Origin of the sequence: Nigerium sp., assembly GCF_039811905.1 — a bacterium.
GTDB lineage: Bacteria > Actinomycetota > Actinomycetes > Propionibacteriales > Propionibacteriaceae > Propioniciclava.
Genome location: NZ_JBDHZL010000002.1, coordinates 75258 through 97283, shown reverse-complemented (window position 1 = coordinate 97283; position 22026 = coordinate 75258). Strand labels below are relative to the sequence as shown.

The 22026-nt window shown below is 71.0% G+C and carries 19 protein-coding genes; 8 read left to right on the top strand and 11 right to left on the bottom strand.

Annotation, left to right across the window (positions count from 1 at the left end; all coding sequences use genetic code 11):
- Positions 1-121: 121 nt before the first annotated feature.
- Positions 122-250, top strand: a complete 129-nt coding sequence (locus WMJ97_RS01180) for a hypothetical protein (protein WP_347347122.1) — start codon at positions 122-124, stop codon at positions 248-250.
- Positions 251-381: 131 nt separating this feature from the next.
- Here WMJ97_RS01180 and WMJ97_RS01175 read toward each other — a convergent pair whose 3' ends face one another.
- A complete protein-coding gene (locus WMJ97_RS01175) occupies positions 382-876 on the bottom strand; it encodes a DUF456 domain-containing protein (protein WP_347347121.1) in 495 nt (164 codons plus the stop codon).
- 51 nt (positions 877-927) lie between these two features.
- Complete coding sequence (locus WMJ97_RS01170) at positions 928-2529, bottom strand: ABC-F family ATP-binding cassette domain-containing protein (protein ID WP_347347120.1); 1602 nt, start codon at positions 2527-2529, stop codon at positions 928-930.
- A 98-nt stretch (positions 2530-2627) separates the two neighbouring features.
- On the opposite strand from WMJ97_RS01170, the gene WMJ97_RS01165 reads away from it, so the two are divergent.
- From WMJ97_RS01165 to WMJ97_RS01155, 3 genes are all read left to right on the top strand, one after another.
- On the top strand, positions 2628-3842 hold the full coding sequence (locus tag WMJ97_RS01165; protein ID WP_347347119.1) for an AI-2E family transporter: 1215 nt from the start codon (positions 2628-2630) through the stop codon (positions 3840-3842).
- A 287-nt stretch (positions 3843-4129) separates the two neighbouring features.
- Positions 4130-6502: an XRE family transcriptional regulator gene (locus WMJ97_RS01160; RefSeq protein WP_347347118.1), complete on the top strand. Its 2373-nt coding sequence runs from the start codon at positions 4130-4132 to the stop codon at positions 6500-6502.
- 37 nt (positions 6503-6539) lie between these two features.
- Positions 6540-9122 carry an NB-ARC domain-containing protein gene (locus WMJ97_RS01155; RefSeq protein ID WP_347347117.1) on the top strand — a complete coding sequence of 861 codons (2583 nt, stop codon included), beginning with the start codon at positions 6540-6542 and terminating at the stop codon, positions 9120-9122.
- Between the two features lie 50 nt (positions 9123-9172).
- Here WMJ97_RS01155 and WMJ97_RS01150 read toward each other — a convergent pair whose 3' ends face one another.
- From WMJ97_RS01150 to WMJ97_RS01115, 8 genes are read right to left on the bottom strand one after another with little or no spacing between them, the layout of a single operon-like run.
- Complete coding sequence (locus WMJ97_RS01150; protein WP_347347116.1) at positions 9173-9598, bottom strand: metal-sulfur cluster assembly factor; 426 nt, start codon at positions 9596-9598, stop codon at positions 9173-9175.
- Positions 9595-10044 carry a Fe-S cluster assembly sulfur transfer protein SufU gene (gene sufU / locus WMJ97_RS01145; RefSeq protein WP_347347115.1) on the bottom strand — a complete coding sequence of 150 codons (450 nt, stop codon included), beginning with the start codon at positions 10042-10044 and terminating at the stop codon, positions 9595-9597. Before sufU ends, WMJ97_RS01150 begins: the two co-directional genes overlap by 4 nt.
- Positions 10041-11336 (bottom strand): cysteine desulfurase, encoded by a 1296-nt coding sequence (locus tag WMJ97_RS01140; RefSeq protein WP_347347114.1) that lies wholly within the window; start codon positions 11334-11336, stop codon positions 10041-10043. The genes sufU and WMJ97_RS01140 overlap by 4 nt, the downstream gene beginning before the upstream one ends.
- Positions 11329-12093 carry a Fe-S cluster assembly ATPase SufC gene (gene sufC / locus WMJ97_RS01135; RefSeq protein ID WP_347347113.1) on the bottom strand — a complete coding sequence of 255 codons (765 nt, stop codon included), beginning with the start codon at positions 12091-12093 and terminating at the stop codon, positions 11329-11331. Before sufC ends, WMJ97_RS01140 begins: the two co-directional genes overlap by 8 nt.
- A gap of 3 nt (positions 12094-12096) precedes the next feature.
- Complete coding sequence (locus tag WMJ97_RS01130) at positions 12097-12429, bottom strand: non-heme iron oxygenase ferredoxin subunit (protein WP_347347112.1); 333 nt, start codon at positions 12427-12429, stop codon at positions 12097-12099.
- Positions 12426-13580: a Fe-S cluster assembly protein SufD gene (gene sufD, locus WMJ97_RS01125; RefSeq protein ID WP_347347111.1), complete on the bottom strand. Its 1155-nt coding sequence runs from the start codon at positions 13578-13580 to the stop codon at positions 12426-12428. Before sufD ends, WMJ97_RS01130 begins: the two co-directional genes overlap by 4 nt.
- Before the next feature lie 34 nt (positions 13581-13614).
- A complete protein-coding gene (gene sufB / locus WMJ97_RS01120) occupies positions 13615-15051 on the bottom strand; it encodes a Fe-S cluster assembly protein SufB (RefSeq protein ID WP_347347110.1) in 1437 nt (478 codons plus the stop codon).
- On the bottom strand, positions 15048-15731 hold the full coding sequence (locus tag WMJ97_RS01115; protein ID WP_347347109.1) for a metalloregulator ArsR/SmtB family transcription factor: 684 nt from the start codon (positions 15729-15731) through the stop codon (positions 15048-15050). The genes sufB and WMJ97_RS01115 overlap by 4 nt, the downstream gene beginning before the upstream one ends.
- A gap of 291 nt (positions 15732-16022) precedes the next feature.
- On the opposite strand from WMJ97_RS01115, the gene WMJ97_RS01110 reads away from it, so the two are divergent.
- From WMJ97_RS01110 to WMJ97_RS01095, 4 genes are all read left to right on the top strand, one after another.
- Positions 16023-18671 carry a sodium-translocating pyrophosphatase gene (locus tag WMJ97_RS01110; protein WP_347347108.1) on the top strand — a complete coding sequence of 883 codons (2649 nt, stop codon included), beginning with the start codon at positions 16023-16025 and terminating at the stop codon, positions 18669-18671.
- Between the two features lie 70 nt (positions 18672-18741).
- Positions 18742-19449: an ABC transporter ATP-binding protein gene (locus WMJ97_RS01105; protein WP_347347107.1), complete on the top strand. Its 708-nt coding sequence runs from the start codon at positions 18742-18744 to the stop codon at positions 19447-19449.
- Entirely contained in the window at positions 19446-20207 is a 762-nt protein-coding gene (locus WMJ97_RS01100; protein ID WP_347347106.1) for an ABC transporter permease, read from the top strand. Before WMJ97_RS01105 ends, WMJ97_RS01100 begins: the two co-directional genes overlap by 4 nt.
- On the top strand, positions 20195-21121 hold the full coding sequence (locus tag WMJ97_RS01095; RefSeq protein WP_347347105.1) for a COX15/CtaA family protein: 927 nt from the start codon (positions 20195-20197) through the stop codon (positions 21119-21121). Before WMJ97_RS01100 ends, WMJ97_RS01095 begins: the two co-directional genes overlap by 13 nt.
- Here the strand turns inward: WMJ97_RS01095 and WMJ97_RS01090 are convergent.
- Positions 21070-22020: a heme o synthase gene (locus tag WMJ97_RS01090; RefSeq protein WP_347347149.1), complete on the bottom strand. Its 951-nt coding sequence runs from the start codon at positions 22018-22020 to the stop codon at positions 21070-21072. The two genes, WMJ97_RS01095 and WMJ97_RS01090, sit on opposite strands and share 52 nt — an antisense overlap.
- Between the last annotated feature and the right edge of the window lie 6 nt (positions 22021-22026).

Below are 22026 nucleotides of genomic sequence, written 5' to 3'. Positions count from 1 at the left end.
CGACACTTTGACGTCAAGATACCGGGGAAACCCCGGATCTTGTGGCGAGATGTTGAGATTCACCAGGTGGGACGCACCGCCCGGGTTCGTAGTCGGACGCTGCGATCTCGGCGGCGCCCTCATGATCGCCAACGCCCAGGGTGATGACACCAAGACCATCTACCGCGACCTGCTGATCTACGCCGGCGGCGTCGTGCTGGTGGCCCCGCTGCTGGCCTGGCTGTTGTTCGTGCCGACCGGCCTGCTCTGACCGACCGGACGCCCTCTGGCAGACCTCAACCCCACCTCGCAGACGAAAACCGACCTCGCGCGTGCCGTGGCACGCGCGAGGTCAGGAAACGTCGTCGAGGTGGGATGAGCGTCCGCGACGTGGCCCCGCGACTAGGCGAACAGCCGCACCAGGATGCCGACGAGCAGCGTCGCCGCCGCGCAGAGCGCGCAGGAGAGCTCGACGACCATGCCCAACCCCACCGACTTCAGCGCCGACCAACTGGTGCCCGCCGCCGTCCGGACGTCTTTCACCCGCGCGAACTCGGACGCCAGCAGCCCGACGGCGAACCCGATCGGCAGCCCGAGGAACGGCAGCACGAACAGCCCGGCCACCCCGCAGACGAGGCCGATCACCACCGAGCGCGACGGGATGTCCTGCGCGCGCAGCCGGCGTCCGGTGATGAGGTATTGGGCGCTGCCGCCCGCGATCACGAACGCGGCCCCGATGCCGAACACGACCCAGCCCGCCGTCGTGCCGGACGCCAGCGCCCAGACCAGCAGGCCCACGAGAATCGCGAGGCTGCCCGGCAGCACGGGCACGACGATGCCGCACACCCCCACCGCGACGATGAGCGCGGACAGGACGGCGGCAAGCTGAATCGGCACGCGCCCAGAGTAGCCGGGTCCGCTCGTCGGCCCACCGGCACGCCCCGCCGACTACGCCAGGGACACCAGCTCGGCGTACTCGGGGCTCCACAGATCCTCGTCGCCGTCGGGTAGCAGCAGGACGCGATCCGGCTGCAGCGCCTCCACGGCCCCCTCGTCGTGAGTCACCAGCACGACCGCCCCCGCGTACGTGCGGATCGCGCCCAGCACCTCCTGCCGGGACGCCGGGTCCAGGTTGTTCGTCGGCTCGTCCAGCAGCAGCACGTTCGCCGCCGACACGACGAGCATCGCCAGCGCGAGCCGCGTCTTCTCGCCGCCCGACAGCACCCGCGCCGGCTTCTCGACGTCGTCGCCGGTGAACAGGAACGACCCCAGGATCTTCCGCATCTCGGTCTCGTTGAGGTCGGGCGAGGCCGTCATCATGTTCTCCAGCACCGACCGCGTCACGTCGAGCGTCTCGTGCTCCTGCGCGTAGTAGCCGAGCTTCAGCCCGTGGCCGGGGATCACCCGGCCGGTGTCCGGCTCCTCGATGCCGCCGAGCAGCCGCAGCAGCGTCGTCTTGCCGGCGCCGTTCAGCCCGAGCACGACCACGTTCGCCCCCCGGTCGATCGCCAGGTCGACGCCGGTGAACACCTCCAGCGAGCCGTACGTCTTCGACAAGCCCTCGGCGGTCAGCGGCACCTTGCCGCAGGGCGCCGGGTCGGGGAACCGGATCTTCGCCACGCGGTCCGTCGTCCGCTCCCCCTCGGTCGCGGCGAGCAGCTTCTCGGCGCGACGTGCCATGTTCTGGGCGGCCGTCGCCTTGGTCGCCTTCGCGTGCAGCTTGTCGGCCTGCTCCAGCAGCCGGGCCGCCTTGCGCTCGGCGTTCGCACGCTCGCGCTTGCGCCGTTTCTCGTCGGTCTCCCGCTGGGCGAGGTACTTCTTCCAGTCCAGCGCGTAGACGTCCAGGCAGGCTCGGTTGGCGTCCAGGTGAAAGACCTTGTTGACCGTCGCGTCCAGCAGCCCCGAATCGTGCGAGATCATCAGGACGCCCCCGGCGTACGTCTGCAGGTAGTTGCGGAGCCAGACGATCGAGTCGGCGTCCAGGTGGTTCGTCGGCTCGTCGAGCAGCAGCGTGTCCGCCCCCGAGAACAGGATGCGGGCCAGTTCGACGCGGCGGCGCTGGCCGCCCGAGAGCGTCCGGATCTCCTGCGTCAGCACCCGGTCGGGCAGGCCCAGGTTCGCGGCGATGCGCGCCGCCTCCGACTCGGCCGCATAACCGCCCGCCGCCGCCAGCTCCGCCTCGGCCCGCGCGTACGACGTCATGGCCTGCTCCCGGGCCTCGTCGCCGGCGGCGTCCGCCATCGCCAGTTCGTAGGTGCGCAGCCGCTGCAGGATGCGATCGAGCCCGCGCGCCGACAGGATGCGGTCGCGGGCGATCACGTGCAGATCGCCGGTGCGCGGATCCTGCGGCAGGTAGCCGAGATGCCCGGTCCGCTGCACCGACCCGGACGCCGGCAGGCCCTCGCCGGCCAGGATGCGGGTCAGGGTCGTCTTGCCGGCGCCGTTGCGCCCCACCAGCCCGACCTTGTCGCCGGCGGCGATCTGGAACGACACCGGGGACAGCAGCAGCCGGGCTCCCACCCGGACCTCGACCTCGCGCGCCACAATCACGACGGGCCACTGTACCCGGCCGGCGGTGTCCGACGCTCACCCGGGCGCCCGGGGGCCTCCCGCCGGGGGCCGCCCCGGAGGCGGCTACGCTGGCCGTCATGCCTGACACCCCCCAGCACGCCTCCCGCTGGCCGCGCATCGCGATGGTCCTGGTGGCGGTCGCCGCCCTGCTCGTCATCGGCCAGGGCATCCGCACGGTGAACGACATCGTCGCGCCGCTGTTCCTGACCATCAACCTGTTCGTCGCCGCGTGGCCGGTGCGGCAGATCCTGACGCGCCGCGGCGTCCCGTCGCTGCTGGCGACGATCGTGCTGTGCGTGGTCGTGTTCGCGATCCTGCTCGTCTTCTTCTTCTCGCTCGGCTGGGGCGTCAGTTCGCTCGTGCGCGAACTGCCCGTCTACACCGAGAGTTTCGAGCGCATGTACTCCGAATCGGTCGCGCTGCTGGCGTCCTTCGGCATCACCGAGGAGCAACTGCTCACCCAGTTGCAGCAGTTGAACCCGTCGAGCTTCGCCGGCGTCCTCCAAAGCCTGGTCGGGCAGCTGTCGAACTTCGTGTCGGTGATCGGCGTCGTCGTCGTGATCGTGTTCATGATGGTGATCGACGCCGACACCTTCCCGGCCCGCTTCGCCGCCCTCGCCCGGCACCAGCCGACGATCGGCGTGGCCCTCGCCGACTTCGTGCTCGGGGTGCGGCGGTACTGGATCGTGACGTCGGTCTTCGGCCTGATCGTCGCGGTCATCGACGTCGGCATCCTGGTCGTCGCGGGCGTCCCGCTGGCGCTCGTGTGGGGCATCTTGTCGTTCCTCACGAACTACATCCCGAACGTCGGGTTCGTGCTCGGCATCATCCCGCCGGTGCTGATGGCCCTGCTCGCGCAGGGCCCGACGACCGCGCTGGTCGTCGCGATCCTGTACTGCGTGGTGAACTTCGTCGTCCAGTCGATCATCCAGCCCAAGTTCAACGGGGACGCCGTGGGCGTCACCGCGACCGTCTCGTTCCTGTCGCTGCTCGTGTGGGGCTACGTGCTCGGCCCGCTCGGCGCCCTGCTCGGCCTGCCCGCCACCCTGCTGTTCAAGGCGCTGCTGATCGACCACGATCCGGACGTCCGCTGGCTCAACGCGTTCATCGCCGCGGACGCCTCGCAGGCCAACCCGGAGGAGGCCGGATCCGTCCAGGTGGACGCCCGCGGCCTGCCCGCCGGCGCGTCGGGAGGTGAGGGGCCGCAGGCCGGCGCGACGCCCGCGCCCGCAGCCGGGGAGGCCGCACCCGCGAAGCCGGCGCCCACGGCGTCCAGCCCCGACGGGGCCTGAGAATCGACGCCTGAGAACCGGGGCCGGAGAACAGAAAAGAACCCACGCGAGGGGCCCACGGACCGCCGTGTGTCCAAACGGCTGTCGCTTGCTGCGGCGCAACTGCACCGCCCACGTGCACCGGCTCTGTCCCCCCGACAGAAGACGGCGACGCTGGCTGTGAGGCCTGGTGTCCAGTCCCTCGCGTGGGCTCTGGTCCCAGTCGCCAGTATGGTGCCGGTTCCCGGGGGTCGGACCCTCATTTGGATACTCTTGGACGAACCTGGACAACCCCTAGTGAGGACGAGATGACGGACGCCCACGCGCGTGTCGATGCCCGCAGCATCGACACGAAGGACGATCTCGTCGCCGGCCTCGACGCCCTCCGGCGCCAGGCCGCCGAGGGGCTGCGCAAGTCCCGCCTCTCGATCGACGACCTCGTCAAGGCGACCTCGATCCCCCGCTCCACGGTGCACGTGTACATCAGCGGGCGCTCGCTGCCCCCGCCGGACGCCCTGGACGCCCTCGTCGCCACCATGGGCGCCACCCCGCAGGATCGCCGCGCCTGGCAGGACGCCCTCGAGCGCGTCTCCGCCCGCGGCGACTCCCCCACGCCCCGCACCCAGGTGCCGCGCCAACTGCCGCCCGCCCCACGCCGGTTCGTCGGCCGGGAGGCCGACATGCGCGCCATCGCGGAGGCCCTCGCCTCCGAGGCCCACGGCGTCGCGGTGGCCGGCCCGGCCGGCAGCGGCAAGACCGCCCTGGTCGGCCAGTACGCGCGCACCCACGCCGACGACTACCCCGGCGGCGTCCTCTACGCCGACATGCGCGGCTTCTCCGACCACCCGCCGCTCGAGCCGCAGCGCGCGCTCACGCGCTTCCTGATCGCGCTCGGCGTCGCGCCCGAGAGCACCCCGACCGACCTGGAGGCCCTGCTCCCCCACTTCCGCGACAAGGCCACGCGGCGGATGCTGATCGTCCTCGACAACGTCGCCGACGCGCCTCAGGTCTCACCCCTGCTGTCGGTGATGACCGGGCACGACGTGATCGTGGCGTCCCGCAACGAGATGACGGCCCTGACGCTGCGCACCGGCATGGGGCGCGTCCGCGTCCGGCCCCTGCCGAACGAGGACGCCGCCCTCCTCCTGCGTGGCATCGACGCCTCCGTGCACGACCTCGACGCGGTCCTGCGGCTGTGCGGCGGCCTGCCGCTGGCGCTGGAGGTCGTGCGCGACCGCGCGATGGCGTCCGGGTCGATGCTCGGGGTGCTGGAGGAGATCCGCAGCGGCGAGGCGCCGCTCGACACGCTGCAGGCGGGGGCGCGCGGAGGCGTCCGGGGAATCATGGACTGGTCGTACCGCGGCCTGTCCGCCGAGCACCGGGCCGCGTTCCGCCGGCTGGGCGCGCTGCCGGGGCCGACGCTGCGGCTGGAGTCGGCGTCCGTGGCGCTCGGGACGCCGGCGCGCCAGACCCGCCGCGCGCTGGAGTTCCTCGTCGAGCGCAGCCTGCTGACCCGCGCGGACGCCGGCGCCTGGACGCGGCACGATCTCGTCGCGGCGTTCGCCCGCGAGCGACTGGCGGCCGAGGAGCCGGCGTCCGAGGTCGCCGCGATCCGCGGACGCCTGCTCGGCTTCTTCTCCGACGCCGCGAGCCGCGCCGTGCGCGACCACGAGCGGCTCGTGCTGTCCACGGCCCCGGCGGCGAGCGCCGGGCGCGCCGAGCGCGCGGAGGCCTGGCAGACGCTGAGCCAGGACGCCGACACCGTCGAGTCCGTCGTGGTGGAGGCGCTCTCCGACCGCCCGCGCGACGCCTGGCGGCTCGCCGAGGCGGCGGCCGCGGCGGCCGACGAGCACAACGAATACGCGACGTTCGCCGACGTCCTGCCCGACTGCCTCGGTTCGGCGCGGGCGTCCGGAGACCACCTGGCGATCGCGGCGATCGGCCTCCAGCTCGGCGTCGCGCTCATCGCGGCGAACGACTACCTGCCGGCGCTGCGCGTGCTGCGCGGGGCGGTGAGCGCGCCCGACATCCCCGCGAGCCTGCACGTCCGGCTGCTGTGGGCCCAGGGCAGCGCGGCGTCCTTCGCGGGCAACGACGCGGAGGCCGAGCGGCTGCTCCGCGAGGGCCTCGATCTCGAGACGGAGCGCGAGCTCCCGAGCGCCGAGCGCGTGATGGCGCTCGGCACCCTCGGGGTCCTGTGCCTGCGGCGCGACGACCTCGAGGCCGCGCGCGCGTGCAGCCGCCGCATCCACGCCCTCCCCGACGATGACGACGAGCTCTACGGCTACACCCTCATTCTGGACGCCCGCATCCACATGGCCGCCGGTGAGCTGGACGCCGCCGACGACGCCCTACGCCGCGCCCGTCGGGTCGCGGCCCGGAGCACGCGGACGCTGCGCTCGTCCGTCCTGCGCTTCGCCGGACGCCTCGCCGAACTCCGCGGAGACCTGGACGCGGCCGAGGCGTCCTACCGCGAGGGCATCGACGTGGCCTCCCGCAACGCGCTTCGACGCCCCGAGGCGGAGCTCACCCAGGCGCTCGGCGACCTCCTGGACGCCTCGGGCCGGCCCGACGAGGCGCTGGCCGCCTACCGCCGTAGCCTCTGGCTGCTGCGCGAGCTCGGCGTCGCCCACGCCCCCGGTCTGGACACCATGAAGGCGCGCGTCGCGCGTTCCAGTTAAGCTTTCGTTGATCAGTCCGGCTCACTCGGGAGTTGCCATGGCGCGATACGCGAACCCCCTCCCCCATCGGGGAGACCCCTCGCGGATCGCGTCGATCGAGGCATTCGTCACCGAACTCAGCAACCTCCGCCGGGCGGCGGCGTTCGGCACGGGCAAGGCGCGGGTCAGCATCGACGACATCGCCCGCGGCACCGGCATCCCGCGGTCGACCGTGCACGTCTACGTCAGCGGCCGCGTCCTGCCGCCGGGGGACGCGCTGTCCACGATCCTGTCCTACCTGGGCTGCGAACGCGCGGAGATCCTCAACTGGCTCAGCGCGCTGGAGGGGCTGGACGCCGGCCTCGCCCGGCGTCCGGAGCCACCCCGGCCGGACGCCCCGGCGGCCCCGACCACGACTCCGCGCCCCGGCGTCCCCCGGCAACTACCGCCGCTCAGCGCGAGCTTCGTGGGGCGGCGCGCCGAGTTGCGCGCGCTGGACGCCAACCTGGCCTCCGACGACGGCTTGGGCCGCCTCGTGGCCGTGGTCGGCGCGGGCGGCATCGGCAAGACGACGCTGGTCGCCCACTGGGCGGCCCGCCACTCGGACGCCTACCCCGACGGGACGCTGTACGTCGACCTCCGTGGCTTCTCCGGGCAGGATCCGGTGGAGGGCCAGCGCATGCTCCCGCGGCTGCTGACCGCGCTCGGGCACGATCCGACCGGCCTGCCCAGCGACCCCGAAGACCTCGGCGACATCTACCGATCGGTGCTCGCCGGCAAGCGGTGCCTGCTGATCCTCGACAACGCGCGCAGCGACCAGCAGATCGAAGTGCTGCTGCCGGACGCCGGGCCCAGCGACATCATCGTGTCGAGCCGCGACGCCCTGCACGGGCTCATCGTGCAGCACGGCGCGGCCCGCCTCTCGATCGAGCCGCTGCCCGACGAGGACGCCGGCGAGCTGTTCACCGGGCTCGGCTACGCGCCCGACCAGATCGAGGCCGTGCTCGACCTGTGCGCCGGCCACCCCCTCGCGCTCCAGGTGGCGCGCGAGCGCTCCAGCGTCCTCGGCTCGCTCGACGCCCTGATCGAGGAGGTCGACCACGGCGACCCGCTGCTCGACGTGTTCGACGCGGGCGGCTCGGGGGGCGGCGTCCGGGGCGTCGTGAGCTGGTCGTACCTCAGCCTCGAGCCGCGGACCCAGCGGTTCTTCCGCGCCCTCGGCGTGCTCGCCGGGCCGCGGATCAGCCTCGACACGGTCGCCGCGATGACGGACGCCTCCCGCGTCTCCAGCCGGCGCGAGCTCGAGACGCTGGCCCAGAGCAGCCTGCTGACCACGCTCGACGCCGAGCACTGGGCCCGCCACGACATCGTCGCCGCGCTGGCCCGCGAGCGGCTGCACGCCGAGGAGGATCCGGAGACCATCCGCGCGCTCCGCGCCCGCGTGTTCGGCTACTTCCTGGCGCTGCTCGACCAGGCCATCGAGAGCCACGACGCGATCTTCCTGCCCTGGCCCGACGACGTCCCGCGCCTCGCGCTCGAGGTCGAGCGGCACGAGGCGTGGCGCCGCGTCGGCGACGACGAGGACACGATCTTCGCCGTCGCCGTCGACGGCATCATGGACGGCCAGACCGCCGCGCTGCTCGCCATCACCGAACGCTCGCTGTGGGCGGCCGACGAGTTCCGATTGCCGATCTCGCCGCTGGCCACGGCCGTCCTGGAGCTCGCCGAGCAGTCCGGGGATCCTGTCGCGGAGGCGTCCCTCGCGCTGCGCATCGGCAACTACGAGGCCCGCCGCGGCGAGGTGTCGCGCGGGCGCGCCCTGCTGGACCGCGCCGTCGCGATCGGCGAACAGATCGGTCGGGGCGACCTGCTCGTGGCCGCCCTCAACGCGTCCGGGCTCGCGCACACGTACGCCGGGGAGTACGAGTTGGCCGAGCAGACGCTCACCGACGCCCTCGCCCGCATCGACCCCGGCCAACGCTACGAGCACGCGTCGGTGCACCTCAGCCTGGGCATCCTCGCCGACATCCGGATGCGGCCCGACGACGCCGAACGCCACTACCGCCGGGCGGCCGAGGCGTCCAGCGACGGCACCGTCCCGATCCCCGGCCTGCTCGCCCTGGTGAACCTCATCAACACCGAGGCGGACGCCGCCCGCCCCGAGCGCGTGGACGAACTCATCGAGGAGTACTCGCGCATCCCGAACGCCCTCGAGCCGAGCCGCGCGCTCGCCCCGTTCCTGCTCACCAAAGCCCTGTGGGCGGCGCGGTCGGGCAACATCCCGCTCGCGGAGGCGACGCTCGCCCAGGCGAAGGCGACGGTCGGCGACACCGAGCGCGACCCGTTCCTGCACCTGCAGGTGATCCAGCTCCAGGGCGAGATCGCCCTGTGCGACGAGGGCCGCGAGGAGGAGGCCCTGTCGTTCTTCGAGGCCGCGATCGAGCGCGCGATCGACCAGCGGCTGCCGTTCGACCGGGCGCGGCTGCTCACCAAGCGGGGCCGGGCCCTCGAACGCCTCGGACGCCTCGCGGACGCCCGCGCCAGCTACCGCGAGTCCGTCGAACTGGTCACCAGCCTCGGGCTGAGCGGCGGCGTCCTGGACGAGCCCGCGGACGCCTTAACGCGCATCGGGGACGCCTGAGGCGTCCCCGATCGGAATCGCGCGGCGGGTAGGCCGGCGCGCGACCGGCGTCAGATGCTGAAGCCGATGGCGCGCAGTTGCTCGCGGCCATCCTCGGTGATCTTGTCCAGCGTCCACGGCGGCAGCCACACCCAGTTGATCGTCACCGAGTTGACCAGCCCCTCCATCGCCAACTGGGTGTCGTACTCCAGCCGGTCGGTCAGCGGGCAGGTCGGCGACGTGAGGGTCATGTCGACCGTCGCGTTGTTGTCGTCGTCGAGCGAGATGCCGTAGACGAGGCCCAGGTCGACGACGTTCACCATCAACTCGGGGTCGACGACGTCGCGCATCGCCTCCTCCAGGTCCTCGATCGACGGCCGGAAGCTGTCCGCGGAGGCGTCCGGAAGTTCGTCGCGGACGAGGTCCGACGGACGGGGATCGCCCGTCGCCGCAGCCTGTTCGGTCGTGGTTCGCTCGGTCGTGTGCTGCTCGGTCATGAGGCCTCCTCCTTGCTGACAGCCTGGGCGACGGCGTCCTTCCACGCCGACCAGCCCAACATCGCGCACTTCACGCGGGCGGGGAACTTGGCGACGCCGACGAAGGCGATACCGTCCTCGAGGACGTCCTCGTCAGGCTCCATCTCCCCTTGCGAGTGCATCATTTCTTGGAAATCGTCGAAGAGCTCGAGCCCGTCGGCGACGCTCTTGCCGATGACCAGGTCGGTCATCACGGACGTGGACGCCTGCGAGATCGAGCACCCCACGGCGTCGTAGCTCACGTCGGTGACCACGTCGCCGTCCAGATGGACGCGCAGCATGATCTCGTCGCCGCACGACGGGTTCACGTGGGTCACCTCGGCCTCGAACGGGTCGCGGAGCCCCGCGTGATGCTTCTCCCGGTAGTGGTCGAGGATGATCTCCTGGTACATCTGTTCGACGCTCATCGCTTCCCTCCGAAGAAGTCGCGCGTGTAGATCAGGGCGGCGACGAGGGCGTCCACCTCGTCGGGCGTCGTGTACAGGTACGCGGACGCCCGCGTCGAGCTCTGGATCCCGAACCGCCGGTGCAGCGGCCTCGCGCAGTGGTGTCCGCCGCGCACGGCGACGCCCCGGCTGTCGAGGAACTGCATGATGTCGTGCGGGTGCACCTCGAGCCCGCCGGCCGCGGTCAGCGTGAACGACACCGCGCCGCCCCTGTCGACCGGCTCCGCCGGCCCGAGGATCCGGACGCCGTCGATCTCGCGCAGGCGCTCCAGCATCAGGGCCGTGATCGCGTGCTCGTGGGCGGCGACGTTCTCCATCCCGACCTCGGTCAGGTAGTCCACCGCGGCGCCGAGCCCGACCGCCTGAGCGATCGGCGGTGTCCCGGCCTCGAACCGGGCCGGAGGACGCGCGAACGTCGACTTCTCCATCGTGACGACCTCGATCATCTCGCCGCCGCCGAGGAACGGCGGCAACTGCTCGAGCAGGTCGTAGCGGCCCCACAGGACGCCGATGCCGGTCGGCCCCACCATCTTGTGGCCGGTGAACGCGAGCAGGTCGACGCCGAGGGACGCCACGTCGGTCGGCAGCTGTGGGATGCCCTGCGAGCCGTCCGCGATCACGATCGCCCCGACGGCGTGCGCACGGCGCGCGATCTCGGGCAGCGGGTTCACCGTGCCCAGCACGTTGCTCACCCACGCGGTCGAGACGACGCGCGTCCGCTCGTTGAGGAGGCCCTCGGCGTCGGCGCGCTCGAGGTCGAGCCGCCCCTCGTCCGTGACGCCGAACCAGCGCAGCGTCGCCCCGGTGCGCTCGCACAGCAACTGCCAGGGGACGATGTTGGAGTGGTGCTCCATCTCGGAGATCACCACCTCGTCGCCCGGGCCCAGGCGGAGGTGCTCGCCGAGCGTGTGCGCGCACAGGTTGAGCGCCTCGGAGGCGTTCTTGGCGAACACGATCTCTTCGGGACGCGCCCCCACGAACGCCGCGACCTTCGCCCGCGCCCCCTCGAAGGCGGCCGTGGCCTCCCCGCCCAGCAGGTGCATGGCGCGGGCCACGTTCGCGTTGTGGTGCAGGTAGTGGTCGGCGACGGCGTCCACGACGACCCGGGGCTTCTGCGAGGTGTTGCCCGAGTCGAGGTAGGACAGCGGATAGTCCCCGACCGTCCGCTCGAAGATCGGGAAATCGGGGCGCACCCGGTCGGCCAGCCGGAACGCGTCCCGGCTGACCGGAGCCTTCACCTGGGTATCAGGCATCGGCCTTCGCCGCGCTCACGAAGCGGTCGTAGCCCTCGACCTCGAGCTGCTCGCCCAGCTCGGGGCCGCCGTCGGCCACGATGCGGCCGTCGACGAACACGTGCACCTGGTCGGGCTTGATGTAGCGCAGGATGCGCGTGTAGTGGGTGATCAGCACGACGCCGCGGTCGCGCTGGTCCATGTAGCGGTTCACACCGTCGGCCACGATGCGCAGCGCGTCGATGTCGAGGCCGGAGTCGGTCTCGTCCAACACGGCGTACTTCGGGTTCAGCAGCTCGAGCTGCGCGATCTCGTTGCGCTTCTTCTCGCCGCCGGAGAACCCCTCGTTCAGCGAGCGCTGCGCGAAGGACGAATCGAGCTGCAGGTTCGACAGCGCCGCATTCACGTCCTTCACCCAGGTGCGCACCTTGGGGGCCTCGCCGGTCAGCGCGGTCTTCGCCGAGCGCAGGAAGTTCGCGACGGAGACGCCCGGCACCTCGACCGGGTACTGCATCGCGAGGAACAGGCCCGCGCGAGCGCGCTCGTCGACCGTGAGGTCCTGCAGTTCGACGCCGTCGAGCGTGACGGTGCCGGACGTGATGGTGTACTTCGGGTGACCCGCGAGGCTGTAGGCCAACGTCGACTTGCCCGACCCGTTCGGACCCATGATCGCGTGCACCTCGCCCTGGTCGATGGTGAGGTTCACGCCCTTGAGGATCTGCTTCGGACCGGATTCGGTCTCGACGTCGACGTGCAGGTCGTTGATGACGAGGGACATTGCTTACGGCTCCTGAGTTTCGATCGGGTTGTCGAGGTCGACGAGCACGTCGTCACCCTCGATCTTGACGGGGTAGACGGGGACCGGCCGCGTGGCCGGCAGGTCGAGCGGGTAGCCCGACGCGAGGTCGAAGCGCGACCCGTGGGCGAAGCACTCGAGCGTGTCGCTCTCCACCTCGCCGAGGCTCAGCATCACGCGCGCGTGGCTGCACTCGTCGTAGATCGCGAACAGCCCGTCCTCGGTCTGGACGATCGCGACGAGCGTGCCGTTCACGTCCACCGAGAACGGCTTGTCCAACTCCAGTTCGGACGCCGCGCACGCCTTCGCGTAGCTCATGCGTCGCCCTTGCCGACGGTCGCGGCGAGCTCCGCCTCGATGTCTTGGGTCAGCTTCTCCTCCAGCTCGGGGACGCCGACGCGACGGATGATGTCGGTGAAGAACCCGTGCACCACCAGGCGCTTCGCCTCGACGGGGTCGATGCCTCGCGACGTGAGGTAGAAGAGCTGCTCGTCGTCGAAGCGGCCGGTCGTCGAGCTGTGGCCCGCGCCGACGATCTCGCCGGTCTGGATCTCGAGGTTCGGCACCGAGTCGGCCTGGCAGCCGTCGGTCAGCACGAGGTTCTTGTTGGCCTCGTACGTCTCGATGCCCTCGGCCGCCTTGCGGATCAGCACGTCGCCGACCCACACCGAGTGGGCGTTCTCGCCCTGCAGGGCGCCGCGGTAGTCGACGTTGCTCTTCGTCTTCGGGGTGTTGTGGTCGACGAACAGCCGATGCTCGATGTGCTGCCCGGCGTCCACGAAGTAGAGGCCGAACTGCTCCAGCGACCCGCCGGGGCCGGCGAAGCGCGCCGTCTCCGCCAGCCGGACGACGTCGCCGCCCAGGCTCACCGTCACGGTCCGCACCTCGGCGTCCCGGCCGACGAGGAAGGAGGTCTGCCCGCCGTGCACCGCGTCATCCGCCCAGTCCTGGACGCTCACGAAGTTGATCGCCGCGCCGTCGCCGACCCGGATGTCCATCTTGCCGGCGTAGGCGGCGGACCCCTCGTGCCGGATGACGATCGTCGCGCGGGCGTTCGCCCCCACCTGCACCAGCGTATGGCCGAACACCGTGCCCCCCTGGCCCGTGAGGGTCAGGGACACCGGCTCGGTGATCTCCGCGTTCGCCGGGATGTCGACCAGGACGGCTCCGCCGGTCGCGTTCGCCGCGGCCAGCGACGAGACCCGGTCCACCGGCGCCTCGACGGCCAGGCCGCGCGCGGCGTCCTCGTCGATCGTGGACACCGAGACTCCCTCGGGGATCGACTGCTCCCACGCCAGGCGGTCTCCCGTGGGCTCGCCGCCCAGCAGGGCCTTCATGCGGTGCAGCGGGGTGAAGCGCCAGATCTCCTCCAGCCCGGTCGGCGTCGGGTGATCGTCCACCGACCAGGAGGGCGTGGGGTGCAGGTGCGACTCGACCGCTTCGGCGGCCTCGGCGACGTTCGTGCTCATCTTCTCTTCTCTGTCCAGGATCTCCGTGCTCAACTCAGCCGACCGCGCCTTCCATCTGCAGCTCGATGAGGCGGTTCAGCTCCAGCGCGTACTCCATCGGCAGCTCGCGGGCGATGGGCTCGACGAAGCCGCGCACGATCATCGCCATGGCCTCGTCCTCCCCCATGCCGCGGCTCATCAGGTAGAAGAGCTGGTCGTCGCTCACCTTCGACACGGTGGCCTCGTGGGCCATGCTCACGTCGTCCTCCCGGACGTCCACGTACGGGTACGTGTCGGACCGGCTGACGTTGTCCACCAGCAGCGCGTCGCACTTCACGCTGGACGCCGAATGCGACGCCCCCTCGTTCACGTGGACGAGGCCGCGGTAGGACGCCCGCCCGCCGCTCCGCGCGACGGACTTCGAGATGATCGAGCTCGACGTGTGCGGCGCGGCGTGCACCATCTTCGAGCCGGTGTCCTGATGCTGGCCCTCGCCGGCGAACGCGATCGAGAGCGTCTCGCCCTTCGCGTGCTCGCCGAGCAGCCAGACGGCCGGGTACTTCATGGTGACCTTCGAGCCGATGTTGCCGTCGACCCACTCCATCGTCGCGCCCTCCTCGCAGGTGGCGCGCTTGGTGACCAGGTTGTACACGTTGTTCGACCAGTTCTGGATCGTCGTGTACCGGACGCGGGCGTTCTTCTTCACCACGATCTCCACGACCGCGGAGTGCAGCGAGTCAGACTTGTAGATCGGGGCCGTGCAGCCCTCGACGTAGTGGACGTACGAATCCTCGTCGGCGATGATCAGCGTCCGCTCGAACTGGCCCATGTTCTCGGTGTTGATGCGGAAGTAGGCCTGCAGCGGGATCGTCACGTGGACGCCCTTCGGCACGTAGATGAACGAGCCGCCCGACCAGACCGCCGTGTTCAGCGACGCGAACTTGTTGTCGCCGACCGGGATCACCGAGCCGAAGTACTCCTCGAAGATCTCAGGGTGCTCCTTCAGGCCCGTGTCCGTGTCGAGGAAGATGACGCCCTGTCGCTCCAGCTCCTCGTTGATCTTGTGGTAGACCACCTCGGACTCGTACTGGGCCGCGACGCCCGCCACGAGGCGCTGCTTCTCGGCCTCGGGGATGCCGAGGCGGTCGTAGGTGTTCTTGATGTCCTCCGGCAGTTCCTCCCACGAGGCGGCCTGCTGCTCGGTCGAGCGCACGAAGTACTTGATGTTGTCGAAGTCGATGTCCGACAGGTCGGCGCCCCACGTGGGCAGCGGCTTGCGGCCGAAGAGCTTCAGGCCCTTCAGGCGGCGCTCGAGCATCCACTCCGGCTCGCTCTTGAGGGCGGAGATGTCGCGGACGACGGCCTCGTTCAGGCCGCGCTGGGCGCTCGCGCCCGCGACGTCGCTGTCGTGCCACCCGAAGCGGTAGTTGCCGAGTGCCTCGAGGTGCTCGTCCTGGGTCGACCCGGTGCCGGGTGCCTGGGTCTGCGTCATGTTTGATCCTTTCCGACCTTGTGCGGGATGTGCGTGGTGCACACCCCGTCACCATGGGCGATGGTGGCGAGCCGTTGCACGTGCGAGCCGAGCACCCGGGCGAACACCCGCGTCTCGGCGGCGCACAGCTCGGGGAACTCCCGGGCCACGTGGGCGACCGGGCAGTGGAACTGGCACAGCTGGCGTCCGGAAGGCACCGGCCGCAACGAGGCGACGTACCCTTCGGCCGTCAATACCTCGACCAACGCGTCGGCCTGCGTGGGGTATTCCCCCACCTGCTCGAACCGGGTCTCGAGTTCCGCCATCACGGTGTCGGCGAACTCGGCGACCGCGTCGGGCCCGCTGCGCTCCGCCAGGAACGCCAGCGACTTCACGGCCAACTGGTCGTAGGACTTGTGGAACTCTTCGCGGCCGGCGTCCGTCAAGACGAAGACCTTCGCCGGACGCCCGCGCCCCCGCTGCCCATACACCCGCTGCTCGCGGGTGAGGAGGTGGCCGATGCCGACCAGGACGCCGAGGTGACGCCGGACGGCCGCGGGCGTCAGCCCGAGCCGCTCCGCGAGCTCCGCCGCCGTCGACGGCCCGTGCTCCAAGACGGAGCGCACGACCCGCTCGCGCGTGGACGCGTCCTCGGTGAGCGCCTCAACGCTCCGAGGGGCCAACTCGTCCACGTTTTTCACAACGACATTCTTGCGAAAAAGACGGAGCCACGCAACGGCGTCCGCCTGCTGGGCGGCCGACGGACGCCCGCGGCGCCCGGCGCGCGCTCGCGACCCCGCGCGTGCGGGCGACCGCGCCGGCCCGCGAGCGCGCGTTGGATGAAGACCGAACTACTCGTGGTCAAGACAGTCTCAGGATCGCGATGCGAGGGTGGCGAACACCCCTCGGCGTTTATCGTGAAGCCGACTCTGGGCTCAGCCGCGGAAGCGCCGAACCAGGGCCGTCTCAAGCACTCCTATCAAGGACGAACAGTGACAACGCAGCAACCCATCGCCGATCGGGCGCCCGCACGGATGCGCGGCCGGGTCAAGGCATTCCTCGCGGCAGCATCGGCCATCCCCTTGGCGGCCTGCTCCGGTACTCCCGCCACCCCGGCGTCCGGGCACGGGGGCGGCGAGGCGAACATCCACCTGCCGAACCTCGGCGACGCGATGTTCTTCAACGGGGCCGTCAGCGGCCGCGTCCTGCTTCTGCTCGGCCTCATCGTGTGCGCGGCCGGCCTGATCTTCGGCCTGGCGACCTACCTGCAGCTGAAGCGGCTGCCGGTGCACGCGTCCATGCGGGAGATCTCCGAACTCATCTACGAGACGTGTAAGGCGTATCTGGAGCAGCAGGGCAAGTTCCTGCTGCTGCTGTGGGTCTTCATCGGCACGGTCATCTTCGTCTACTTCAAGTTCCTCGCCGGCTCCGGCTGGGGGCAGGTCTTCATCATCTTGGCGTTCTCCCTGATCGGCATGGCCGGCAGCTACGCGATCGCCTGGTACGGCATCCGGGTGAACACGTTCGCGAACAGCCGCACGGCGTTCGCCTCGCTGCGCGGCAAGCCGTACGCGTGCCACGACATCCCGATGCGCTCGGGCATGAGCGTCGGCATGATGCTGATCTCGGTCGAGCTCTTCATGATGCTGGTGATCCTGCTGTTCCTGCCCGGCGAGATCGCCGGCTCGTGCTTCATCGGGTTCGCGATCGGCGAGAGCCTCGGCGCCTCCGCCCTGCGCATCGCCGGCGGCATCTTCACCAAGATCGCCGACGTCGGCTCCGACCTCATGAAGATCGTCTTCAAGATCAAGGAGGACGACGCCCGCAACCCCGGCGTCATCGCCGACTGCACCGGCGACAACGCGGGCGACTCGGTCGGCCCGTCGGCCGACGGCTTCGAGACCTACGGCGTCACCGGCGTGGCCCTGGTCACGTTCGTGATGCTGGCCGTGCCGGCCACCAACCCCGTCCTGCAGTCGACGCTGCTGGTCTGGATCTTCTTCATCCGCGCGATCATGGTCATCGCGTCCGGCCTCTCCTACGGGGCCAACGCGGCCATCACCAAGGCGCGCTACGCGGACGCCGACGAGATGGACTTCGAGCGTCCGCTCACCAACCTGGTGTGGATCACCTCGCTCACCTCGATCGCCCTGTCCTACCTCACCTCGTACTTCCTGATCGGCCCGTCCAACGCGACGATCCTCGCGGTCGACGGCGGCGACAGCCTCTGGTGGAAGCTCGCCACGATCATCTCGTGCGGCACGCTGGCCGGCGCGTTGATCCCCGAGCTCGTGAAGGTCTTCACGTCGGTGAAGAGCCGGCACGTCGAGGAGGTCGTGAAGTCGGCCAACCAGGGCGGGGCGTCCCTCGACATCCTCTCCGGCCTGGTCGCGGGCAACTTCAGCGCCTACTGGCTGGGCCTGGCGATCATCGGCCTCATGGGGGTGGCGTACTTCATCTCGACGCTCGGCCTCGGCGCGATGATGGTCGCCCCGGCCGTGTTCGCGTTCGGCCTGGTCGCGTTCGGCTTCCTGGGCATGGGCCCGGTGACGATCGCGGTCGACTCCTACGGCCCGGTCACCGACAACGCGCAGTCGGTCTACGAGCTCTCCACGATCGAGGAGCTCGAGGGCGTCGACGACGAGATCCGCCGCGACAACGGCTTCGACGTGAACTGGGATCGCGCGAAGCGCCTCCTGGAGGAGAACGACGGCGCCGGCAACACGTTCAAGGCGACCGCCAAGCCCGTGCTCATCGGCACGGCGGTCGTCGGCGCGACGACGATGATCTTCTCGATCATCGTCGGCCTGACGGCCGGGCTCACCGACCAGGCCGCGATCGCGAACCTGTCGCTGCTGCACGCGCCGTTCCTGCTCGGCCTCATCACCGGCGGCGCGATCATCTACTGGTTCACGGGCGCCTCGATGCAGGCCGTGACGACGGGCTCGTTCCGCGCGGTGGAGTTCATCAAGGACAACATCAAGCTCGACATGGGGGCCACGAAGGCGTCGGTGGCCGACAGCCGCCGGGTCGTGGAGATCTGCACGCAGTACGCGCAGCGCGGCATGCTCAACATCTTCCTGGGCATCTTCTTCGCCACGCTGAGCTTCGCGTTCGTGGAGCCGTACTTCTTCATCGGCTACCTGATCTCGATCGCGCTGTTCGGCCTCTACCAGGCGATCTTCATGGCGAACGCCGGCGGCGCGTGGGACAACGCGAAGAAGATCGTCGAGGTCGACCTGGACGCCAAGGGCACCGAACTGCACGACGCGTCCATCGTCGGCGACACGGTCGGCGACCCGTACAAGGACACGAGCTCGGTGGCCCTGAACCCGGTCATCAAGTTCACGACCCTGTTCGGCCTGCTGGCGGTCGAACTCGCCGTCTCGCTGACGGCGAGCGGCAACGCCACGCTCGTGCACGTGCTGGCCCTGGTGTTCTTCCTGGCCTCGATGTTCTTCGTGTGGCGGTCGTTCTACCAGATGCGGATCGACCAGCGGATGCTCACCGCCGGCGACTTCGCGGGCGGGCCCGACGACGGCCTCGGCGACGGGCCGGGCTACGCGACGCCGGCCGCGGCGTCCGGGGACGACTCCGCGATTCCCCATCCCGGCGCCGTGACGGAGGACTCCCTCCGCTAGTCACCGCACCAACGCGTCCACGGGCGCGTGCAGACCTCGGGCACCCGGCCAGCACACCTAGACTGGCCGGGTGCCCGAACCGTCTCTGTCGTGTGAGTCGGTCACCGTCGACCTCGGCGGCCGCCGCATCCTCGACGACCTCTCCTTCACCGCCGCCCCCGGCCGCGTCACCGCCCTGCTCGGGCCCAACGGGGCCGGCAAGACGACCACGATCCGCTGTTGCACGGGGCTGCTGCGTCCGGCGTCCGGGCGCGTCCGCGTCCTGGGGGGCTCGCCCGGCGAGCCCGGCGTCGCGGCGCGCGTCGGGCTGATGCCCCAGTCGACGGGCGCGTGGTCGGGCGTCCGGCCGGCGGAGCTGCTCGCCTACCTGGCCTCGCTCTACGCCCGCCCCCAGCCCGTCGCGGGCCTGGTGGAGGCGCTCGGGCTCGGCGACTTCGCCTCGACCCCCTACCGGCGCCTGTCGGGCGGGCAGAAGCAACTGGTGAACCTCGCGGGCGCCCTCGTCGGGCGTCCAGCGCTGGTCTTCCTCGACGAGCCCACCGCCGGGCTCGACCCGCACGTGCGGCACCGGGTCTGGCAGCTCATCGCGTCCCTGGCCGCCGACGGCGTCGCCGTCCTGCTGACCACCCACGCGATGGACGAGGCGGAGAAGCTCGCCGACCACGTGTGGATGATGGACGCCGGCCGCATCGTCCTCGACGGCTCGGTGCCGGAGCTCACGCGCTCCGGCTCGTTGGAGGACGTGTTCCTCGCCCACACCCGCGGAGGTGCCGCGTGAGCCTCTCCTTCGTCCCGGACGCCGTGGCCGCCCCCCGCGGCCGGCGTGTGCTGCGGCACGCGCGGCTGGAGGCGTCCCTGCTGCTGCGCAACGGCGAGCAATTGCTGCTCGCCCTGGTCATCCCGATCGCGCTGCTGGTGGCCGGCCTGGCCTTCGGCGGACGCCTCGGGCTCGACCCGGCCACGTTCCCGGCGTCGGTGCTCGCGCTGGCCGTGTGGTCGACGTCGTTCACCTCGCTCGCGATCAACACCGGCTTCGAGCGCCGCTACGGCGTGTTCGAACGCCTGGCCGCGACGCCCCTGTCGCGCGGGGACCTGGTGGCCGGCAAGGCGCTCGCCACGGCGTCCATCGCGGGGGCTCAGTTGGTCGTGATCGCCGTCGTGGCGGTCGCGCTGGGCTGGCGTCCGACGCCCGGGCCGCTCGGCTCGCTGCTCGCGCTCGTCGGCGCCGCGCTCGGCCTGGTCGCGTTCGCCGGCGCCGCGCTGGCCCTGGCCGGACGCCTCCGCGCCGAGGCGACGCTCGCCGTCGCGAACCTCATCTACCTCGCCGTCGCGGCCGGCGGCGCGCTGGTGATCCCGGTGTCGGCCTACCCGGCGGCCCTGCGCCCGGCGCTCGCGGCCCTGCCCAGCGGCGCGCTCGGCGAGCTGCTGCGCGCGTGGGCGTCCGGAGGGGCCCCGCTGTGGCCCGTCGGCGTCCTGGCCGCCTGGGCGTCCGTGTTCTGGCTCGTCGCACGAAAGGCCTTCCGATGGACCTCCTGAGCTCGCCGCGGGCGCTTCGCCGCTGGGCGGTGGCGTCCCTGATCGCGAACATCGTGATCGTCTGGACGGGGTCGCTCGTCCGGCTCACGAAGTCGGGCCTCGGCTGCTCGACGTGGCCGCGCTGCACCCCCGACTCGTACACCCCGGTCGCCGAGTCGGGCGTCCACGGCCTGATCGAGTTCGGCAACCGCCTGCTGACGTTCGTGCTGATCGCCGTGGCGATCGGCACCTTCTTGAGCGCCGTGCGCCACGTGCGTGCCGGACGCCTCGACCGCCGCGCCGTCCGGCTCACCGTCTACGTCGGCCTGGGCATCATCGCCCAGGCGGTCATCGGGGGCATCTCGGTGCGGCTGCAGTTGAACCCGTGGGTGGTCGGGCTGCACCTGGTGGCGTCCGTCCTGCTGATCTGGTGGTGCGTCGAGCTCGTGCACCTCGCCTTCCGCATTCCCCCGGTCGTCGCCGACGGACGCCGCATCACGCTGGGGCGCGCGATCGGCCTCCTCGGCATCGCCGTGATCTTCCTCGGGGTGATCGTCACCGGGGCCGGCCCGAACGCCGGCGACGGTGCGGCGCAGCGCAGCGGCCTGCCGCTCGAGGCCACGGCGAAGGTGCACGCGTGGGCGGTGTGGCTGCTCGTCGCGCTGACCGTCGCCGGGCTCGTCACGGCCGCCGACCTGCGGCTGCGGCGCCTCTACGCGGGCCTGCTGGCGGTGGAGGTCGTGCAGGGCGTGATCGGCTACGTGCAGTACTTCAACCACCTGCCGCTCGGCATTGTGTTCTGGCACATGGTCGGCACGACGCTCTTCGTGGCGGCGCTCGCGCACCTGCAACTCGCCCTCCCCCGCCCCGGCCGGGTGGGGGATCAGGAGATCAGCGGGTCGAGCGCGGCGGCGAGGAAGACGACGGCCAGGTAGGTGTTCGACGCGTGGAACAGCCGCATGGGCTGCAGCGCGGCGTCCGTCTGGCCGGCCCGGGCGCGTTGGTCGAGCCGAACGGCCTCGACGAGGATCCACACCCCCATCGCCCCGGCGACGACCGGGTACAGCCAGCCGGTGCCGGCGACCGGCCACAGGAGCAGGCTCGTGGCGATCATGAGCACCGAGTAGACGAGGATCTGCCGGGTGACGTAGGGCGCCTCCTTCACGACCGGCAGCATCGGCACCGCCGCGCCCGCGTAGTCGTCGCGGTACCGCAGCCCGAGCGCCCAGGTGTGCGGCGGCGTCCACCAAAAGACGATGAGGAACAGGATCAGGGGCGGCCACGCGACCGCGTCGGTCACGGCCGTCCACCCGATCAACGGCGGGAAGCAGCCCGCGATGCCGCCCCAGACGATGTTCGACGGGGTGGTGCGCTTCAGCCACAGCGTATAGACGAACACGTAATAGGCGGTCGCGAGCAGCGCGAGGCCGGCCGACAGCCAGTTCGCCCCCAGCCCGAGGATCAGCGTCGACGCGACGGTCAGCGCCCACGCGAACGCGTACGCGGACCGTTTGGGGATCAGGTGTCGCACCATCGGACGCCGCCGCGTGCGCCGCATCTGCTCGTCGATGTCGCGGTCGATGATCGAGTTGAACGAATTCGCACCGGCGGCGGACATCGCCCCACCGATCAGGGTGACGGCGACCAGCGCCGGCTCGGGGATGCGACCGGCGGCGAGGAACATCGCGGGGATCGTCGTGACGAGCAGCAGCTCGACGATGCGCGGCTTCGTCAACGCCAGATAGGCCTTCATCGTGGCCGCGACCGTGGGCGTCGACGACGCCTCAGCGGCCACCTGCGACGTCTCCCCCGCGGCTGAATGAAAACGAATGATGGCCCT

What these genes read in the sequence shown, in the direction of transcription:
- WMJ97_RS01180 (WP_347347122.1), top strand. Translation starts at nt 122, where the DNA reads ATGATCGCCAACGCCCAGGGTGATGACACCAAGACCATCTACCGCGAC.
- WMJ97_RS01165 (WP_347347119.1), top strand. Translation starts at nt 2,628, where the DNA reads ATGCCTGACACCCCCCAGCACGCCTCCCGCTGGCCGCGCATCGCGATG.
- WMJ97_RS01160 (WP_347347118.1), top strand. Translation starts at nt 4,130, where the DNA reads ATGACGGACGCCCACGCGCGTGTCGATGCCCGCAGCATCGACACGAAG.
- WMJ97_RS01155 (WP_347347117.1), top strand. Translation starts at nt 6,540, where the DNA reads ATGGCGCGATACGCGAACCCCCTCCCCCATCGGGGAGACCCCTCGCGG.
- WMJ97_RS01150 (WP_347347116.1), bottom strand. Translation starts at nt 9,598, where the DNA reads ATGACCGAGCAGCACACGACCGAGCGAACCACGACCGAACAGGCTGCG.
- sufU (WP_347347115.1), bottom strand. Translation starts at nt 10,044, where the DNA reads ATGAGCGTCGAACAGATGTACCAGGAGATCATCCTCGACCACTACCGG.
- WMJ97_RS01140 (WP_347347114.1), bottom strand. Translation starts at nt 11,336, where the DNA reads ATGCCTGATACCCAGGTGAAGGCTCCGGTCAGCCGGGACGCGTTCCGG.
- sufC (WP_347347113.1), bottom strand. Translation starts at nt 12,093, where the DNA reads ATGTCCCTCGTCATCAACGACCTGCACGTCGACGTCGAGACCGAATCC.
- WMJ97_RS01130 (WP_347347112.1), bottom strand. Translation starts at nt 12,429, where the DNA reads ATGAGCTACGCGAAGGCGTGCGCGGCGTCCGAACTGGAGTTGGACAAG.
- sufD (WP_347347111.1), bottom strand. Translation starts at nt 13,580, where the DNA reads ATGAGCACGAACGTCGCCGAGGCCGCCGAAGCGGTCGAGTCGCACCTG.
- sufB (WP_347347110.1), bottom strand. Translation starts at nt 15,051, where the DNA reads ATGACGCAGACCCAGGCACCCGGCACCGGGTCGACCCAGGACGAGCAC.
- WMJ97_RS01095 (WP_347347105.1), top strand. Translation starts at nt 20,195, where the DNA reads ATGGACCTCCTGAGCTCGCCGCGGGCGCTTCGCCGCTGGGCGGTGGCG.